The 13,806-nt window shown below is 49.0% G+C and carries 14 protein-coding genes and 1 tRNA gene; 12 read left to right on the top strand and 3 right to left on the bottom strand.

What is annotated here, in order from left to right; genetic code table 11:
* Positions 1-10 precede the first annotated feature (10 nt).
* Positions 11-664 (top strand): ferric reductase-like transmembrane domain-containing protein, encoded by a 654-nt coding sequence (locus PPA03S_RS26920; RefSeq protein ID WP_062327966.1) that lies wholly within the window; start codon positions 11-13, stop codon positions 662-664.
* Positions 665-812: 148 nt separating this feature from the next.
* On the opposite strand, the gene PPA03S_RS26925 is transcribed toward PPA03S_RS26920, so the two are convergent.
* Positions 813-1,379 (bottom strand): phosphatidylglycerophosphatase A family protein, encoded by a 567-nt coding sequence (locus PPA03S_RS26925; protein ID WP_062327968.1) that lies wholly within the window; start codon positions 1,377-1,379, stop codon positions 813-815.
* A gap of 213 nt (positions 1,380-1,592) precedes the next feature.
* On the opposite strand from PPA03S_RS26925, the gene PPA03S_RS26930 reads away from it, so the two are divergent.
* The 8 genes from PPA03S_RS26930 to PPA03S_RS26965 all read left to right on the top strand — a co-directional run bounded on the left by PPA03S_RS26930 (position 1,593) and on the right by PPA03S_RS26965 (position 9,848).
* A complete protein-coding gene (locus PPA03S_RS26930) occupies positions 1,593-2,648 on the top strand; it encodes a GerMN domain-containing protein (RefSeq protein ID WP_062327969.1) in 1,056 nt (351 codons plus the stop codon).
* 146 nt (positions 2,649-2,794) lie between these two features.
* Complete coding sequence (rph, locus tag PPA03S_RS26935; RefSeq protein ID WP_053783129.1) at positions 2,795-3,553, top strand: ribonuclease PH; 759 nt, start codon at positions 2,795-2,797, stop codon at positions 3,551-3,553.
* Position 3,554: 1 nt separating this feature from the next.
* On the top strand, positions 3,555-4,178 hold the full coding sequence (locus PPA03S_RS26940) for an XTP/dITP diphosphatase (protein WP_062327971.1): 624 nt from the start codon (positions 3,555-3,557) through the stop codon (positions 4,176-4,178).
* A 370-nt stretch (positions 4,179-4,548) separates the two neighbouring features.
* The gene (locus PPA03S_RS26945) at positions 4,549-5,391 is read left to right on the top strand and encodes an STM4015 family protein (protein WP_062327973.1); all 843 of its coding nucleotides are present in this window, start codon (positions 4,549-4,551) and stop codon (positions 5,389-5,391) included.
* A complete protein-coding gene (locus PPA03S_RS26950) occupies positions 5,392-6,756 on the top strand; it encodes an STM4014 family protein (protein ID WP_245683743.1) in 1,365 nt (454 codons plus the stop codon). It abuts the gene before it with no gap.
* Positions 6,749-7,534, top strand: a complete 786-nt coding sequence (locus PPA03S_RS26955) for an STM4013/SEN3800 family hydrolase (RefSeq protein ID WP_062327975.1) — start codon at positions 6,749-6,751, stop codon at positions 7,532-7,534. The genes PPA03S_RS26950 and PPA03S_RS26955 overlap by 8 nt, the downstream gene beginning before the upstream one ends.
* Before the next feature lie 53 nt (positions 7,535-7,587).
* On the top strand, positions 7,588-8,985 hold the full coding sequence (locus PPA03S_RS26960) for an STM4012 family radical SAM protein (RefSeq protein WP_062327977.1): 1,398 nt from the start codon (positions 7,588-7,590) through the stop codon (positions 8,983-8,985).
* Positions 8,982-9,848 carry an STM4011 family radical SAM protein gene (locus PPA03S_RS26965; RefSeq protein ID WP_062327980.1) on the top strand — a complete coding sequence of 289 codons (867 nt, stop codon included), beginning with the start codon at positions 8,982-8,984 and terminating at the stop codon, positions 9,846-9,848. The genes PPA03S_RS26960 and PPA03S_RS26965 overlap by 4 nt, the downstream gene beginning before the upstream one ends.
* Before the next feature lie 223 nt (positions 9,849-10,071).
* Here the strand turns inward: PPA03S_RS26965 and asnB are convergent, their stop codons facing one another.
* Positions 10,072-11,916 carry an asparagine synthase (glutamine-hydrolyzing) gene (asnB, locus tag PPA03S_RS26970; protein ID WP_062327984.1) on the bottom strand — a complete coding sequence of 615 codons (1,845 nt, stop codon included), beginning with the start codon at positions 11,914-11,916 and terminating at the stop codon, positions 10,072-10,074.
* A gap of 195 nt (positions 11,917-12,111) precedes the next feature.
* Here asnB and PPA03S_RS26975 point away from each other — a divergent pair, with 195 nt between their 5' ends.
* Both PPA03S_RS26975 and PPA03S_RS26980 read left to right on the top strand, forming a co-directional pair.
* Positions 12,112-12,411 (top strand): hypothetical protein, encoded by a 300-nt coding sequence (locus PPA03S_RS26975; RefSeq protein ID WP_062327988.1) that lies wholly within the window; start codon positions 12,112-12,114, stop codon positions 12,409-12,411.
* Positions 12,412-12,435: 24 nt separating this feature from the next.
* Complete coding sequence (locus tag PPA03S_RS26980) at positions 12,436-12,792, top strand: hypothetical protein (RefSeq protein WP_062327991.1); 357 nt, start codon at positions 12,436-12,438, stop codon at positions 12,790-12,792.
* 131 nt (positions 12,793-12,923) lie between these two features.
* Here PPA03S_RS26980 and PPA03S_RS26985 read toward each other — a convergent pair whose 3' ends face one another.
* Positions 12,924-13,217, bottom strand: a complete 294-nt coding sequence (locus PPA03S_RS26985) for a magnetosome magnetite crystal formation protein family (protein ID WP_062327993.1) — start codon at positions 13,215-13,217, stop codon at positions 12,924-12,926.
* Positions 13,218-13,488: 271 nt separating this feature from the next.
* Here PPA03S_RS26985 and PPA03S_RS26990 point away from each other — a divergent pair.
* Positions 13,489-13,562 (top strand) — tRNA-Arg (locus PPA03S_RS26990).
* The last annotated feature ends 244 nt before the right edge of the window (positions 13,563-13,806 follow it).

Genomic DNA, 13,806 nt, shown 5'->3' on the forward strand with positions numbered 1-13,806 from the left:
GGAGCCGGTTATGGCACAATGGATTGTAGATTACCTGCCAACGTGGAATATCATTCGTATCAGTGGGATAGCCGCTTATGTACTGCTCTTTGCCGGTGTGTTTCTGGGGATTGCCCAAGGGATGCCCCTTGCTAAAGGGAAACCCAAAGCGGCCATGTTTAAATGGCATACCCGAACGACCTGGCTCGCCTTTGGACTTGGACTCGTGCATGCACTAACCCTATATATTGATCACTATAGCCCACTTACCTGGAGTGAACTGCTCATTCCGTTTACGGCTTCAGTGCATCCCATCGGCAGCGGATTGGGCACGTTATCCATGTATGGTTTGGTCATTGTACTGCTATCCAGCGATCTGCGTAACAAGCTTGGGCGCAAATGGTGGTTTATGTTCCACATGCTGTCTTATCCCGTATTCATCGGTCTGTTATTCCATGGTATGGTTACCGGCTCCGATTCAGGCAATGTACTTATGCGCCTGATGTACGTATTCACCGGATTGAGCATACTTGGTATTACTTTGCTTCGGGGGTTGCTGCGAGAACGCAAGGGCCCTGAAATTACAATTGGACCTAGTCGTTTACAGCCTAAGCCGGCAGCGAAACAGCAATGGGCAGAGGCGTATCGTTTGGCGGGAGCGGGGAGACAGGAGCATTTGAAATAGGGTTGTGCAAAAGAAATGAGTATAAACAAAAGAATGGAGCATACACAAAAGAAGCGGCCCGAAGGCCGCCTTTTTGTCATGATCAGAATAAGTCTGAAAGTTGAAGTACTTCGCTCGTTCATCTCCAACTTCCTAATAAACAAGCAAGTTATACGATATCATCGCTCACGGGCTTCTCTCCCAAAGCTTCTTCAAGCTCGGATTGTTTGCGATGCGCAATCCGGCTGCTGGCCGCCGAGGCAATAGCCCCCACGATATCATCCAAAAACGTATGCACAGGACCGAGGCTCTTGTCGTTTAGCCGTTCAAGTACACCGGGTTTTAGCTTGTCTACATAGCCATAATTCGTAAAGCCGATACTTCCGTAAACATTGACGATGGAGAATGCCAGAATTTCATCCACGCCATATAGTCCTTCATCGTTCTCAATCATCTCCTGCAAAGGCGGGATGAGCTGTCCCTGTTCTGCCATCAGATCGAGCTGAATGCCGGTCAGAACAGCGTTCTGCACCTCGCGCTTACGGAGAACCTTCTCTACATTGTCGATACATTCTTCCATCGTAAGGTCCGGGTAATACTTTTTCTGCAATAACATGACCAGTTCTGCGATCTCAGGGATCGTAACGCCCCGCTTGTGCAGCCATTCCCTCGTGGCCTCTGCCACTTTGCGGCTATTGAGGCTGTAAGGGATTTTTTCGTGCTCAGGATGTTCCATGGGCGATTCCTCCTCTAAGTTAGCAATGTCCCTACTCTTGTATCCTAATACGTTATTAACCGTTTTGGGTTTCTTTGCTATCCTTCAATGGGACTGGGGAGCCTGTTTTCCGTTTTATGCATGATGGGCTTGTTTAAAAAGTAGTTATTTTTTGGGCAAAGGCTCGTATACATGGTAGTACAAACTGTAAAAATGATGAGGGGGAACGTGATCATGAGTAAGATCCAATATTGGCGTATGGCATCGGCAGCTGCGCTGCTGAGCATTCCTGTGGTGTTGTCAGGCTGTGGCATGTTTGGGGCACAGTCATCCGAGTCAGTCGATCCACCGCCACCGATCCAGGAAGCAGCCATGATTCAGGCGGCCGAGGGCAACGGATCACTCGCCAAGCTGCCGCTTACAACCGTGTATCTCCAGGATCAACAAGGTATGCTGGCTCCGGTATCGATGACGCTTCCTTCCGGCACGGATGTTAGCAGTCCCAAGACAGCCCTGGATACACTCGTGACGGGCGGTCCATATGCAGGAATGTTACCTGAAGGATTTCAGGGCGTTCTCCCGCAGGGGACCGTCGTGCAGAATGTAACGATTCATTCGGATGACAAGCTGGCAGTTGTGGAGTTCTCCGGCAACTTTGCCAAGTATGATGCCAAGGACGAGCGCAAAATGCTGGAGGCTGTCACCTGGACACTCACCGGCACACCGGATGTGCAGAATGTACAGATCTGGGTGGATGGCAAAAAATTAACGCAAATGCCGGTAAACAGCACGCCGCTGCCTGAACCGCTGAACCGGGCGGTGGGCATTAATCTCGATCTGGGTGATACGTTTACAACCAACAGCAGTCCGGTAACGGTTTATTTCTCAGCGGCTTCGCCAGCAGGTATCCAATATTATGTCCCGGTTACCCGTCTGGTGACTCCAGGTGGAGACCGTGTTCAGGCAGCGTTGAACGAATTGATCAAAGGGCCAGCCAAAGGCGGCGAGCTGGAGGAGGTTATGACAGGCGGCACCCAGCTGCAATCGGTCAAAACGTCCGAGGATGGAACGGTAACCGTTGCTCTCAAAGATGACATGTTCACCGAAGGCGATGTCATACCAAGTGAATTGCTGCAATCTGTTGTGCTGACCACGGCTGAGAATACGACTGGCAAGGATGCAAAAGTGCAGATCGAGTGGAATGGGCAAAAGACAGTCATGAGTGATGATAATCGAGATTACAGCGCTCCGGTGTCAAAGCCGGAATATATTAATGAAATTCCAATCTAAACAGCAAAGTGCGGTCTAACGTACGGTTGAGGGAACTCTTTGGGGGATAGGATGCTTTTAAGAGAACTCTTTGGTAATATAGAAGGGATTAGTAAAAGTGTGAACAAGCTCGACATTACAGAATGCTTAAGTCGTAGGAGGCAGAAATGATGAGATCTAACGGACGAACCAGCGACCAGCTGCGCCCGATGAATTTAACAATTAACACGAATAAATACGCTGAAGGTTCTGTACTGATTGAAGTGGGAGATACCAAAGTGATCTGTACAGCTACGGTGGAGGAGCGCGTTCCTCCCTTTATGAAAGGGCAGGGGAAAGGCTGGGTAACAGCTGAATATTCCATGCTGCCACGTGCCACACATACCCGGAATCAGCGTGAAGCCAATCGCGGCAAATTGACTGGACGCACGATGGAAATTCAGCGGCTGATTGGCCGGGCACTGCGCTCGGTCGTTAATTTGCAGGCTCTTGGTGAGCGTACGATTACGTTGGACTGCGATGTCATTCAAGCCGACGGAGGCACACGCACAACGTCCATTACCGGTTCGTTTGTGGCTTTGGCGCTCGCCGTGAATAAAATTGCTCAACAGCACAAACTGCAAGTATTCCCGATTACGGATTTCATTGCAGCGGTAAGTGTGGGTGTAGTTGGAGAACAACCTGTACTGGATCTGAACTATGATGAAGATTCCAAAGCCAAGGTAGATATGAACCTCGTGATGACAGGCGGCGGAAAATATGTGGAGCTTCAGGGAACAGGTGAAGAAGCGCCATTTGACCGTCGTGAACTGAATGCGATGCTGGAGTTGGGTGAACAAGGAATTCTGGAGATGATTGAACGTCAAAAAGAAGTGCTTGGGCCCATTGCACTCAAGATCGGTGCTCGTGGACTAGGGGAAGCCTAAGATGCGTCTCGATAGTTCAATCATCATTGTCGCAACCCGAAATGCGGGGAAAGTACGTGAATTTGCCCATGCATTCGCCCCGCTAGGTAAAGAGGTCAAAAGCATGTTTGACTATCCGGAGCTGCCGGATGTCGTTGAGGATGGCGTGACGTTTGCCGAGAATGCCTGGAAGAAAGCCAAAGCGGTGGGCGATGCACTTGGCTTGCCAGTTCTGGCTGATGATTCGGGATTGTGTGTAGATCTGCTGGATGGTGAACCTGGCGTATATTCGGCAAGATACGCTGGTGAGGGCGCTACGGATGCGCAGAATAATGCGAAGCTGCTTGCGACGCTGGAATCGCTCAAATCCGGTGAGGATACGGAGCAACCGCTGTTGAGTCCAGCCCGCTTCGTCTGTGCACTGGTGCTGTACGATCCGGCAACCGGACACAAGTACGAAGTGGAAGGTACGGCTGAAGGCTGGATCACCGCTGAAGCAGCTGGTGCAGGCGGCTTTGGATATGACCCACTCTTCTATGTGCCTGAATACGAGATGACGATGGCCGAGCTTACGCTGGAGCAAAAGCAGGCGATCAGTCACCGGGGTCATGCACTTAGAGCGCTTGTATCCAGTCTGGAAGGCTGAGATCCAAACGATTCGGCTCATATATGATTATAAATGTATAAGGTGAATTATGGCCTTGCTTAAATATCAAAGCGTTAGTGGAAGGTGAAGAGTTATTCCTGTGGAATGCTTCACCGACCATTAACGTTTTTTTATTTATATATGAGTAAGTCGATCTTCATAAAGCCAGTACGTGAGACCCAAAATAATCCCGTTTTTTTCAAAAAAAATATCAGAACATACGTTCTTGTACCTATGAAGAAAATATGAAGATTTCACGTTTGAGCAGGGCATTAGGACCGGGGTTGGAAGAAGTTGCAAGTCTTGTACAGTATGGGTTAACATTCAAGTTAACGAATCATCAATGAACTCAAACGGAGGGGATTTGCTTATGCAAGAAGTGAAGCTTACGGTGTCTTATGATGATTATGAAAACGGTGTTCGTATGGAAACTTTGATCAGGGAACTGGCTGCCAAACCGGAGGCCGGTTCGCTGGATAGCCTGATTATCGGAGACTGGGGACAGGCGTATGAAAATTCGCCGGATGAATTTATGGGCACGCTCATTGAATTGGCACCAAACTTTCCGTCTTTGCAGAAACTGTTCATCGGAGACATGGGCTTTGAAGAATGCGAAGTATCATGGATTATTCAGACGGATCTCACCCCACTACTGGTTGCTTTTCCTGAATTGAAGTCATTCTCGGTGAAGGGCAGCAGCGGACTAAGTCTGGAACCAATTGAACATGCCAAACTTGAAGAATTGATCATTATTTGCGGTGGTTTGCCCCAAGGTGTGTTAGCTTCAATAGCCCGGGCTAAGCTGCCTGAACTGCGTAAGCTTGAACTGTATCTGGGTGTGGAGGATTACGGTTTTGATGGTTCACTGCAAGATGTCCTTCCATTTCTGGAACAGGGCTTATTTCCAAAGCTGGTGTACTTGGGCCTGAAAGACAGCGAAATTCAGGATGAGATTGCAAAAGCTGCAGCCGAGGCGCCGATTCTGGATCAGCTTGAAATCCTGGATCTGTCAGAGGGCACGTTGTCTGATGAAGGGGCGGAGGCGCTGCTTGCCAGTGACAAGATCAAAAAACTTAAACATCTCAATCTCAGTTACCACTACATGACGGACGAAATGCTCATTCGCTGGAAACGTTCTGGTATATCTGTCGATGTTAGCGAGCAGCAGCAGAGTGATGAAGATGACTGGCGTTACCCGTCCTTAACGGAATAAATGATGTCAGGCATGACGGAAACGGAAGAACATTTGCAACGTCTAGCTTTGGATGCGGACTCTGACATGAGGCCGGAGCAGCCTTTATTGTTAATTGGGAACCCGAATAATCGGCGGACCCTTGGATTGCAGGAGGCAAGGCGGCGCCTTGGCCTACAACCGGCCTTTGTATTGCCTTATGACAGCTTGCTGAAGGCCTGGAGAAGAGGCGGAACGATGGCGGATGCCGTACAGCAGTGTATGGAAGGTGTAGTTGTTACGCAAATGCCCGGAACGTCGTGGATATCCCCATCAGCGTCAATGACATATGCCAATCATGAAATAGTTCACGGAGTGAATAACGTTCCTCTTATCCGAATAGATGCTCCTGGCGAGGAATGGGAGGTAGAGCGTGAGCTGCTCTTTCTCGGAGCTAATACAGCTTCGTTAACGGATGGCGCTTTCGCTAGAATGATCCCTCCAGAAGAAACACTCACCCTTGAACAGGAGTGGGGGCGGATTTACCCGCCTAACCAGTGGTTTCGTGGATGGAATGCATGTTTGGAACGAATGGGCCGTGAAGCACGGAAATATTGGCCCAATGCCCGGTTCATGAACGATCCTGCTGAAATTGCGATCATGTTTGATAAAAGGAAATGTCAGCAGCATCTATTTTCACACGGCGTGCAGGTCCCCTCAACGCTACAATCTTCAGGGCCCATCACCAATTATGCAGACCTGCGTTCAGCAATGGAAATCGCCGGTATGTATCGTGTTTTCGTGAAACTTGCGTGTGGCTCCGGGGCTTCAGGCGTTGTTGCTTATCAAATTAATCCGCGAACGGGTGCCGAAATCGCGATAACCACCGTAGGAATGGAACAGGTTCAGGGACAGACCATTTTCTATAACCAGGGCCAGATGCGTAGGTATACAACGACTACAGAGATATCGACTCTCATGGATTGGCTGTGTGCTGAGGGAGCACAGATTGAACGCTGGATGGCGAAAGCGACTCTGGGTTCAAGCGTGTATGATATCCGCCAGCTTGTGGCAGGTGGACAAGCAGGTCATGCGATCGTACGGCTTAGTCAGACACCGATCACCAATCTGCATTTGCGCAATGAGCGGTTGCTGCCCGCAGAAGCGGGGCTGGATGAACAGCAGATGGATCGGGTTAAGATGGCAGCGAAAGCAGCGATGGCCGCCTTCCCTCACTCATGGTCAGCTGGTATTGATGTGATGCTCAGTGGTAGTGCTGACCCCTGTGCCTATGTTCTGGATGTGAACCCGTTCGGAGATTTGTTGTACAGAGTACAACATAACGGACTGGGAACCTATGAATGGGAAATGGAACTTTTGCGAAAGGAGCCTTACAACCATGCCTGATATGAACAACATCGTAGGCTCCCATAATATATTGATGATTACGCTGGATACGTTAAGGTACGATGTAGCGAAGTTGGAGGAGCAGAATTGCCCTAACCTGTGCGGTTCAGGTTCATGGGAGAAGCGTCATACCCCGGGAAGTTTTACATATGCGGCACATCATGCTTTTTTTGGTGGCTTTATGCCTACACCTGCGAACACTGACAAAGCTTCCCATGTACGACTCTTTCATTCCCGGAATACCGGATTAAAGACGCATCCACATACCTGGCTGTTCGACACACCGGATATCGTATCCGGGTTTGCGGCTGAAGGATACCGTACGATTTGTATTGGCGGGGTCATTTTCTTCACCAAGAAAAATCCGCTCGCCAAAGTGCTGCCGGGTTACTTTCAGCAGAGCTACTGGCGAATGAATTTTGGGGTAACCAACCCCAAGTCGACCGAGCATCAGGTTCAGCATGCCTTGAAGCTGCTGGAGCAAAGCGCACCAGATGAGAAGCTGTTTTTGTTCCTGAATGTGTCTGCCATTCATGGGCCCAATCGCTATTTTGTGGAGGGGGCAAGAGAGGACTCGGTAGAAACACAGCGTGCAGCGCTTCGGTATGTGGATCAAGCCCTCGGGCCATTGTTTAGTTCAATGAGGCAGCGTTCAAGGCCTACGTTTTGTCTGGCTTTTTCCGATCATGGCACGGCGTATGGTGAGGACGGTTATCAGGGGCACAGGCTGGCTCATGATGTTGTCTGGAATGTGCCTTACCGTGAATTTATTATATAGAATAAAAGATTCATATCATCAACAACTACAAACCGGATACAGGGAGGAAACCGATGGACGATCTAACTCAACATACGACAGCAGGTCATTCCACACAGTCCGGATCCAATACAGCTGCTGGTCTCAGAGAAGTGCTTGCTTCCCCCTATCGCTCTTATTTATATTCGTATCCCCACAAGACCGCATATCGGGAATTGAATCCGCCGTTACCGCTCGGTCCATTGTGGGAACGTGAGAATACCGATACGTATTTTTTATATATGCACATTCCGTTTTGTGCAGCTCGTTGCGGGTTTTGCAACCTGTTCACGTTACCGGATCGTCGGGATGACACCCATGTGCGTTATGTGGATGCGCTGGAACGGCAAGCCAAGCAGTGGGCACCCCTCACATCACGCAGACCCTATTCGAGGTTTGCCATCGGTGGTGGGACGCCCACATTATTAAATGAAATTCAGTTGAACCGCTTGTTCGATATTGCGGAACAGGTGATGGGGCTTGATCCGAAGCAAGCTTCGATCTCGGTAGAAACGTCGCCGGACACCGTGACGGAAGCCAAATTGGCCATCATGAAGGAGCGGAGTGTGGACCGGGTAAGCATGGGTATCCAAAGCTTTATCGAAGCCGAAGCCTCCGCCATTTATCGTCCGCAGAAACCACAGGAAGTGGAACGTGCGCTTGAGAAACTTACCCGTTATGAATTCCCATTGTTGAATCTGGATCTGATCTATGGTCTGCCGGGACAAACGGTGGAATCATGGCTGTATTCGCTGGAACGTGTTCTCTCATATGAACCGGGGGAGATTTTCATTTACCCACTCTACACCCGCGAGAATACCATAGTGAAACCGGATGACATCCAGCGTCAGGGACCGGATATTCGGATGGAGCTGTATAAGGCTGCCCGTGAGACTTTGAAAAGCCGGGGCTATGTGCAATATTCCATGCGCAGATTTGCCAAAGAACAGCCTTCTTTTGGAAGCAAGGAGATTCTGCCCTACAGCTGTCAGGAGGAAGGCATGGTTGGTCTGGGCTGCGGTGCACGCTCTTATACCCGTGAAGTACACTATGCTTCCAAGTATGGTGTGAGTTATAAGGCTACACAAAGCATCATCGCCGATTATGTGGCAACCGAGCGCTATGATGTGGCTGATTATGGTATTGTATTGAGCCGGGAGGAGCAGAAGCGCCGCTTTATTCTGAAAGCCCTGCTGCATCGGGATGGATTGCCGCTGGCCGATTATACTCAGCGATTCGGAACCGGAGTCATGTCAGACTATGTCTGGTTGGGTGAACTGCTGTCAGAGGGCATGGCTGAGCTTGAGCAGGACGACAAGGGTAACCAGGTACTGCGTCTGACAGAAGAGGGATTGGGTTACTCAGATGCGATCGGAGATTGGCTCATCTCCGCTGAGGTTCGTGAACAAATGGAAGGGTTTGTGTTCTCATGAGAGCAACCTTGTATTATCGGGGAAAGCTGTCATCCTGTAATTACGACTGTCCCTACTGCCCATTTAGCAAAACGGTAGATTCCAAGGAGACGCTGGAAGTGGATGAACAACAACTGCATCAATTTGTGAATTGGGTGAGGGATCAGGGGAGTGCCGGACATCAATTTTCGATTTTCTTTAACCCGTATGGAGAGGCTCTGGTGCGACGTTGGTATCGGGAAGCGATGATAGAGCTGTCCCATATGCCACATGTGGACAAGATTGCAGTCCAAACCAACTTGTCTGTCAAACTGGACTGGGCCCGGGAATTGAACCGGGATAAAGCGGCTTTCTGGGCGACCTATCACCCGCGTGAAACGAAGGAGTCTTCCTTTGTCAAACAATGCCTGACTTTACGTGAGATGGGGCTTGCTTTCAGTGTGGGAACGGTTGGTTTGCGCAGTGCATTCCCGGCTATTGAATCGATGAGGCAGGCTTTACCCGATGATGTGTATATGTGGATTAATGCCTTTAAAGATCGACCCAAGTATTATAGCGTGGAAGAGATCGACTTTTTAAGGTCGATTGACCCGCTCTTTGAAGGGAATTTACAGGATTATGAGAGTCTGGGCAAGCAGTGTTCCGCTGGTTCGGAGGTATTTTATGTGCAAGGGTCAGGTCATGTAAAAAGGTGTTACAAGGATCGCCGAATTATTGGGCATCTGTACCGCGATGGTTTGACGGCTTTAGCCACTGATCGGCCGTGCGGCATGAAGAAATGTGGCTGTTACATCGGTTACATTCATATGAAGGATTCACCGTTCAGAGATATTTTTGGCAGTGGATTGCTTGAACGTAATCCGGTTGTAATCCCCAATAGATAGCGGGGAGCAAGAAGAGAGACTTTACACCAGTAAATGCGCTGGTGTAGGGTCTTTTTTTGAAACAGGAGCTTCCATGGCGGAAGAATTGCAGCAGTCTCTTAGTCAATTTAAAGTGGGATGTTCTGTCGCAATAATGTTGTTCGTTTATTACAAAAGGTGCCTGATGGACAGCTGTTGAGCTGATCATCGGCACCCTTAATGAGAAATGAGGATATCGCCTTATTTATCGGATGGCCACTTTATACGTACGCAACCATGAGTTGATCTGTGTCAGGTAAGCAAACAGTTGTGGCCCTGACATTAGTTGTCCAAACCAGGGCAGGTTGGATGAAGCGTCCGGTGAAGAGGCCAATTTACGAATTTGGGCTTTATCGATTAATGGCAAGATGGGTGAGCTTGCGTCATCCAAAATATCCAGTACCTGCTGTTTAACGGCAGCGAGATACTGCGGGTTATGTGTTTTCGGATACGGGCTCTTTTTGCGGTACAACACATCGTCAGGCAGTACACCTTCCAGCGCTTTACGCAGAATTCCTTTTTCCCGTCCGCCTGTCATTTTCATTTCCCACGGGACGTTAAACACATACTGAATCAAGCGATGATCACAGTAAGGCACCCGAACTTCAAGCCCCGCTCCCATACTCATCCGGTCTTTGCGATCCAGTAGTGTAGGCATGAACCGGGTGATGTTCAGATAGGACATGACTCGCATCTGGGCTGCCTTGCCTGTTTCCCCAGCGAGCGTAGGTACCTCAGCCACAGCATCCGAGTATCGATCTGCGAGATAATCCAGCGGCCTGATCCATTCCCGAATGTCCGGGGATAACAATCCTGCTCGCATGTCTGGAGCTACAGACCATGGGAATGTACCGGAATTCAGCATCTCTTCCCGATGGAACCAGGGATAACCGCCAAATACTTCGTCCGCTGCTTCGCCTGAAATGGCAACCGTAGCTCCTTTTTTGATTTCTTTACAGAACAGATAGAGAGAGGAATCTACATCCGCCATACCCGGTAAATCCCGCACAAGCATCGCCTGGGTTAGTGCATGGACCAATTCTCCATTTTCAATCTCAATCCAGTGATGATCGGTTTTCAGTTCATCCACCATACGTTGAATCCAGGGACCATCTGCACCAGGTTGGAAGGAATGCGCCTGAAAATGCTTCGCATTATCTACATAGTCGACCGAATACGTACTCACTTGACCTTGGCCGGTACGGTTGTAATAATCCACGGCTAATGCGGATAGAGCACTTGAATCCAGCCCCCCTGACAAGAGGGAGCAGACTGGAACGTCCGAAGCGAGCTGTCGTTCTAATGTATCCTGTAACAGCCTGCGTACTTCAGCAGCTGTTTCCTCCAGGTTATGTTCGTGATTTTGACTTTCCAGTTTCCAGTAAGCATAGGTTTTAATTCCGTTTCGGTTGTAGATAAGCGCATGGGCGGGTTTCAGCTCGTTCAGGGAGGAGTATACGCCGTGTCCAGGTGTCCGGGCAGGACCGACAATAAATACTTCAGCCAACCCCTCAGGACCAACGGCTGCTTCGACATCCGGGTGGATGAGCAGTGCTTTGGGTTCTGAGCCGAATACGAGAGCATCCTTTGCATTGCTGTAGAACAGGGGTTTGACGCCCAAGCGATCGCGTGCCATAAAAACCTGTTCGCGTCCGCCATCCCATATGGCAAAAGCAAAAATTCCGTTAAACCGGTCAACACAGGCCGGTCCCCACTCAATATAAGAGGCGAGCAGCACTTCCGTATCACATTGTGTGCGGAAATGATGTCCCCGCTGGAGCAATTCCCTTTTCAACTCGGGTGCATTGTATAGTTCTCCGTTATACACGACGGTATAGGAGGTGTCTCCTTGTAACGCATGCATGGGCTGTGCCCCGTTCTCCGGGTCCATAACGCTGAGACGCCGGTGTCCGAACGCACAAGGATTGGAGATCCATGTACCTGAAGCGTCGGGCCCCCGGTTCGACAAGCTGTCCGTCATCCGGACCAGCAGCTCTGATTCCTGGGTCAAGTCCCGATTCCACTGTATGAAGCCGGTTATACCGCACATGGTTTGTTCATCCTTTCTTGGTCGTGTCATTCATCCGTATGGCCGCTTGAGTCGCTAACAGCCAGCAAATGTTGTCATTTTCGTCAGAAGTCGTAACAAATATATGCCGAAAGCAGGCATAAAATGTCTGTCCTCTTCGGAAACTAGTTCTAGGGACAACGGCCTCAACATGCCTGTGAAGGAGAGAACTTGCAAATGGACAGTATGACCTATTATGTATCTGTCATGGGGCGCTCCGTGATTCCGGATCCGTACGCAACGTCGTATGAATGGGTTATCGAGGCGACGCCTCAGGAGGCGGAACAATTACTGGGATTGCTTAACCTTATGCAGGAAAAAGAGGAAGAGGCCTTTCCAGGAATGGTATTCCCTTGGCCGGATACGCCGGAGGAGTCTGTAAACCGAGCATATGAAGCCGTATTACAGCAGGTGTATCGGGAGATTTATCGCCTAGGAACACCAGAGACCCGATACCAGATCGAACAAAGTACATGAAATGGAAAAGGAGCGCGATAACAAATGTATGCCATTCAGGATGCTAAAATACGTAGATTAACTGAAGTGGATGGATTATCTTGTGCTGAAGTAGAAGTACAGCCTGGAAACACAGGGGATCCGTCTTTACTTGTTTATGTTGCGGCAACTCAGCCAGGGAACTCACTCGAAGTCGTACGAATTGTACGCAATCATTCGGATGCTGTTCTGGACTGGTACAATAACAATATGCACACAGCATTTGAAGATGCCACGGACACGGCGTTTGAGAACAGTGAAGGCATTACAGCTGTTGATGATAAGGCCCGTTTTCAAAGCGAACTCTTTGCTTTTGGATTACTTGGCCCCACTCTGCAGCGCTACTTGGTGGGTCAGGCGTAAAAGAGGCGTCCCAGCAAATGCACAGATGTACAGGGAAGAAGTAACCGAAATGCGCAAAACCCGCCCTTCTTTTGAAAAGGCGGGTTTTGCGCATTTGAAATTTAAATGGATTGTATTACTTCTGCTTCTGGTCAGGCATACTCACGCAGCACTTGAATCCCTTTGACGATATTATAAACAAAACTTAATGCATAAATGACAAAGAACAGGATTACATATCCGATCGCGGAACCAAGACTGTGGGCGGTAACGAAGAAATAAAGCAACGGGATTGCAGCGAGAAAGGGGAATATATGCGACAACAAGGCCCGTTTGGCATGTCCTTCAATGTAATTGTCCTTCGCCACAATCCAAATAATAATTGGAAACAGGAACGGGGCAAAGAAAATGCTGAAATAGGATAATGCGGATAACAGTTGTCTCATAACGGCTCTCTCCTTCATATGAAACCTAAAGTGTATGTATCCCAAAAATTACCCACTACGTTAGATAATGAAAAGTTTACCCTCTTTCTTTATGTTTCTCATCAATATGGCCTGCTAACAGCAATCATATTCTATATATGCATTGAGTATGAGAATAAATACGATCGGGTCATGTGAAAAGGTGCAATTATTAATTTTTTTATAAAACTATTGAAAATTATAGAAATCAGAGTATAATAGGAATCGCGCCGAATTTTTATTATACATATTTGTCTCAGTAGCTCAGCAGGATAGAGCAACGGCCTTCTAAGCCGTCGGTCGGGGGTTCGAATCCCTCCTGGGACGTAAAGAAGAAGCTTCCCTCGGGAAGCTTTTTTGCGTACAGGGGATGAGAACCCCAATGGTTCGTCGGAGCATAAGCTTCGAAAGGAATACTTCGCAGTCTCGACTGTAAGGAGAGTATCCCTCCTGGGACGTAAAAAAGAAGCTTCCTTCGGGAAGCTTTTTTGCGTACAAGGGATGAGAACCCCAAAGGTTCGTCGGAGCATAAGCTTCGATAGTAATACTTCGCAGTCTCGACTGCGCCAAA

Source organism: Paenibacillus pabuli NBRC 13638, from assembly GCF_001514495.1.
Taxonomy (GTDB): domain Bacteria; phylum Bacillota; class Bacilli; order Paenibacillales; family Paenibacillaceae; genus Paenibacillus; species Paenibacillus pabuli.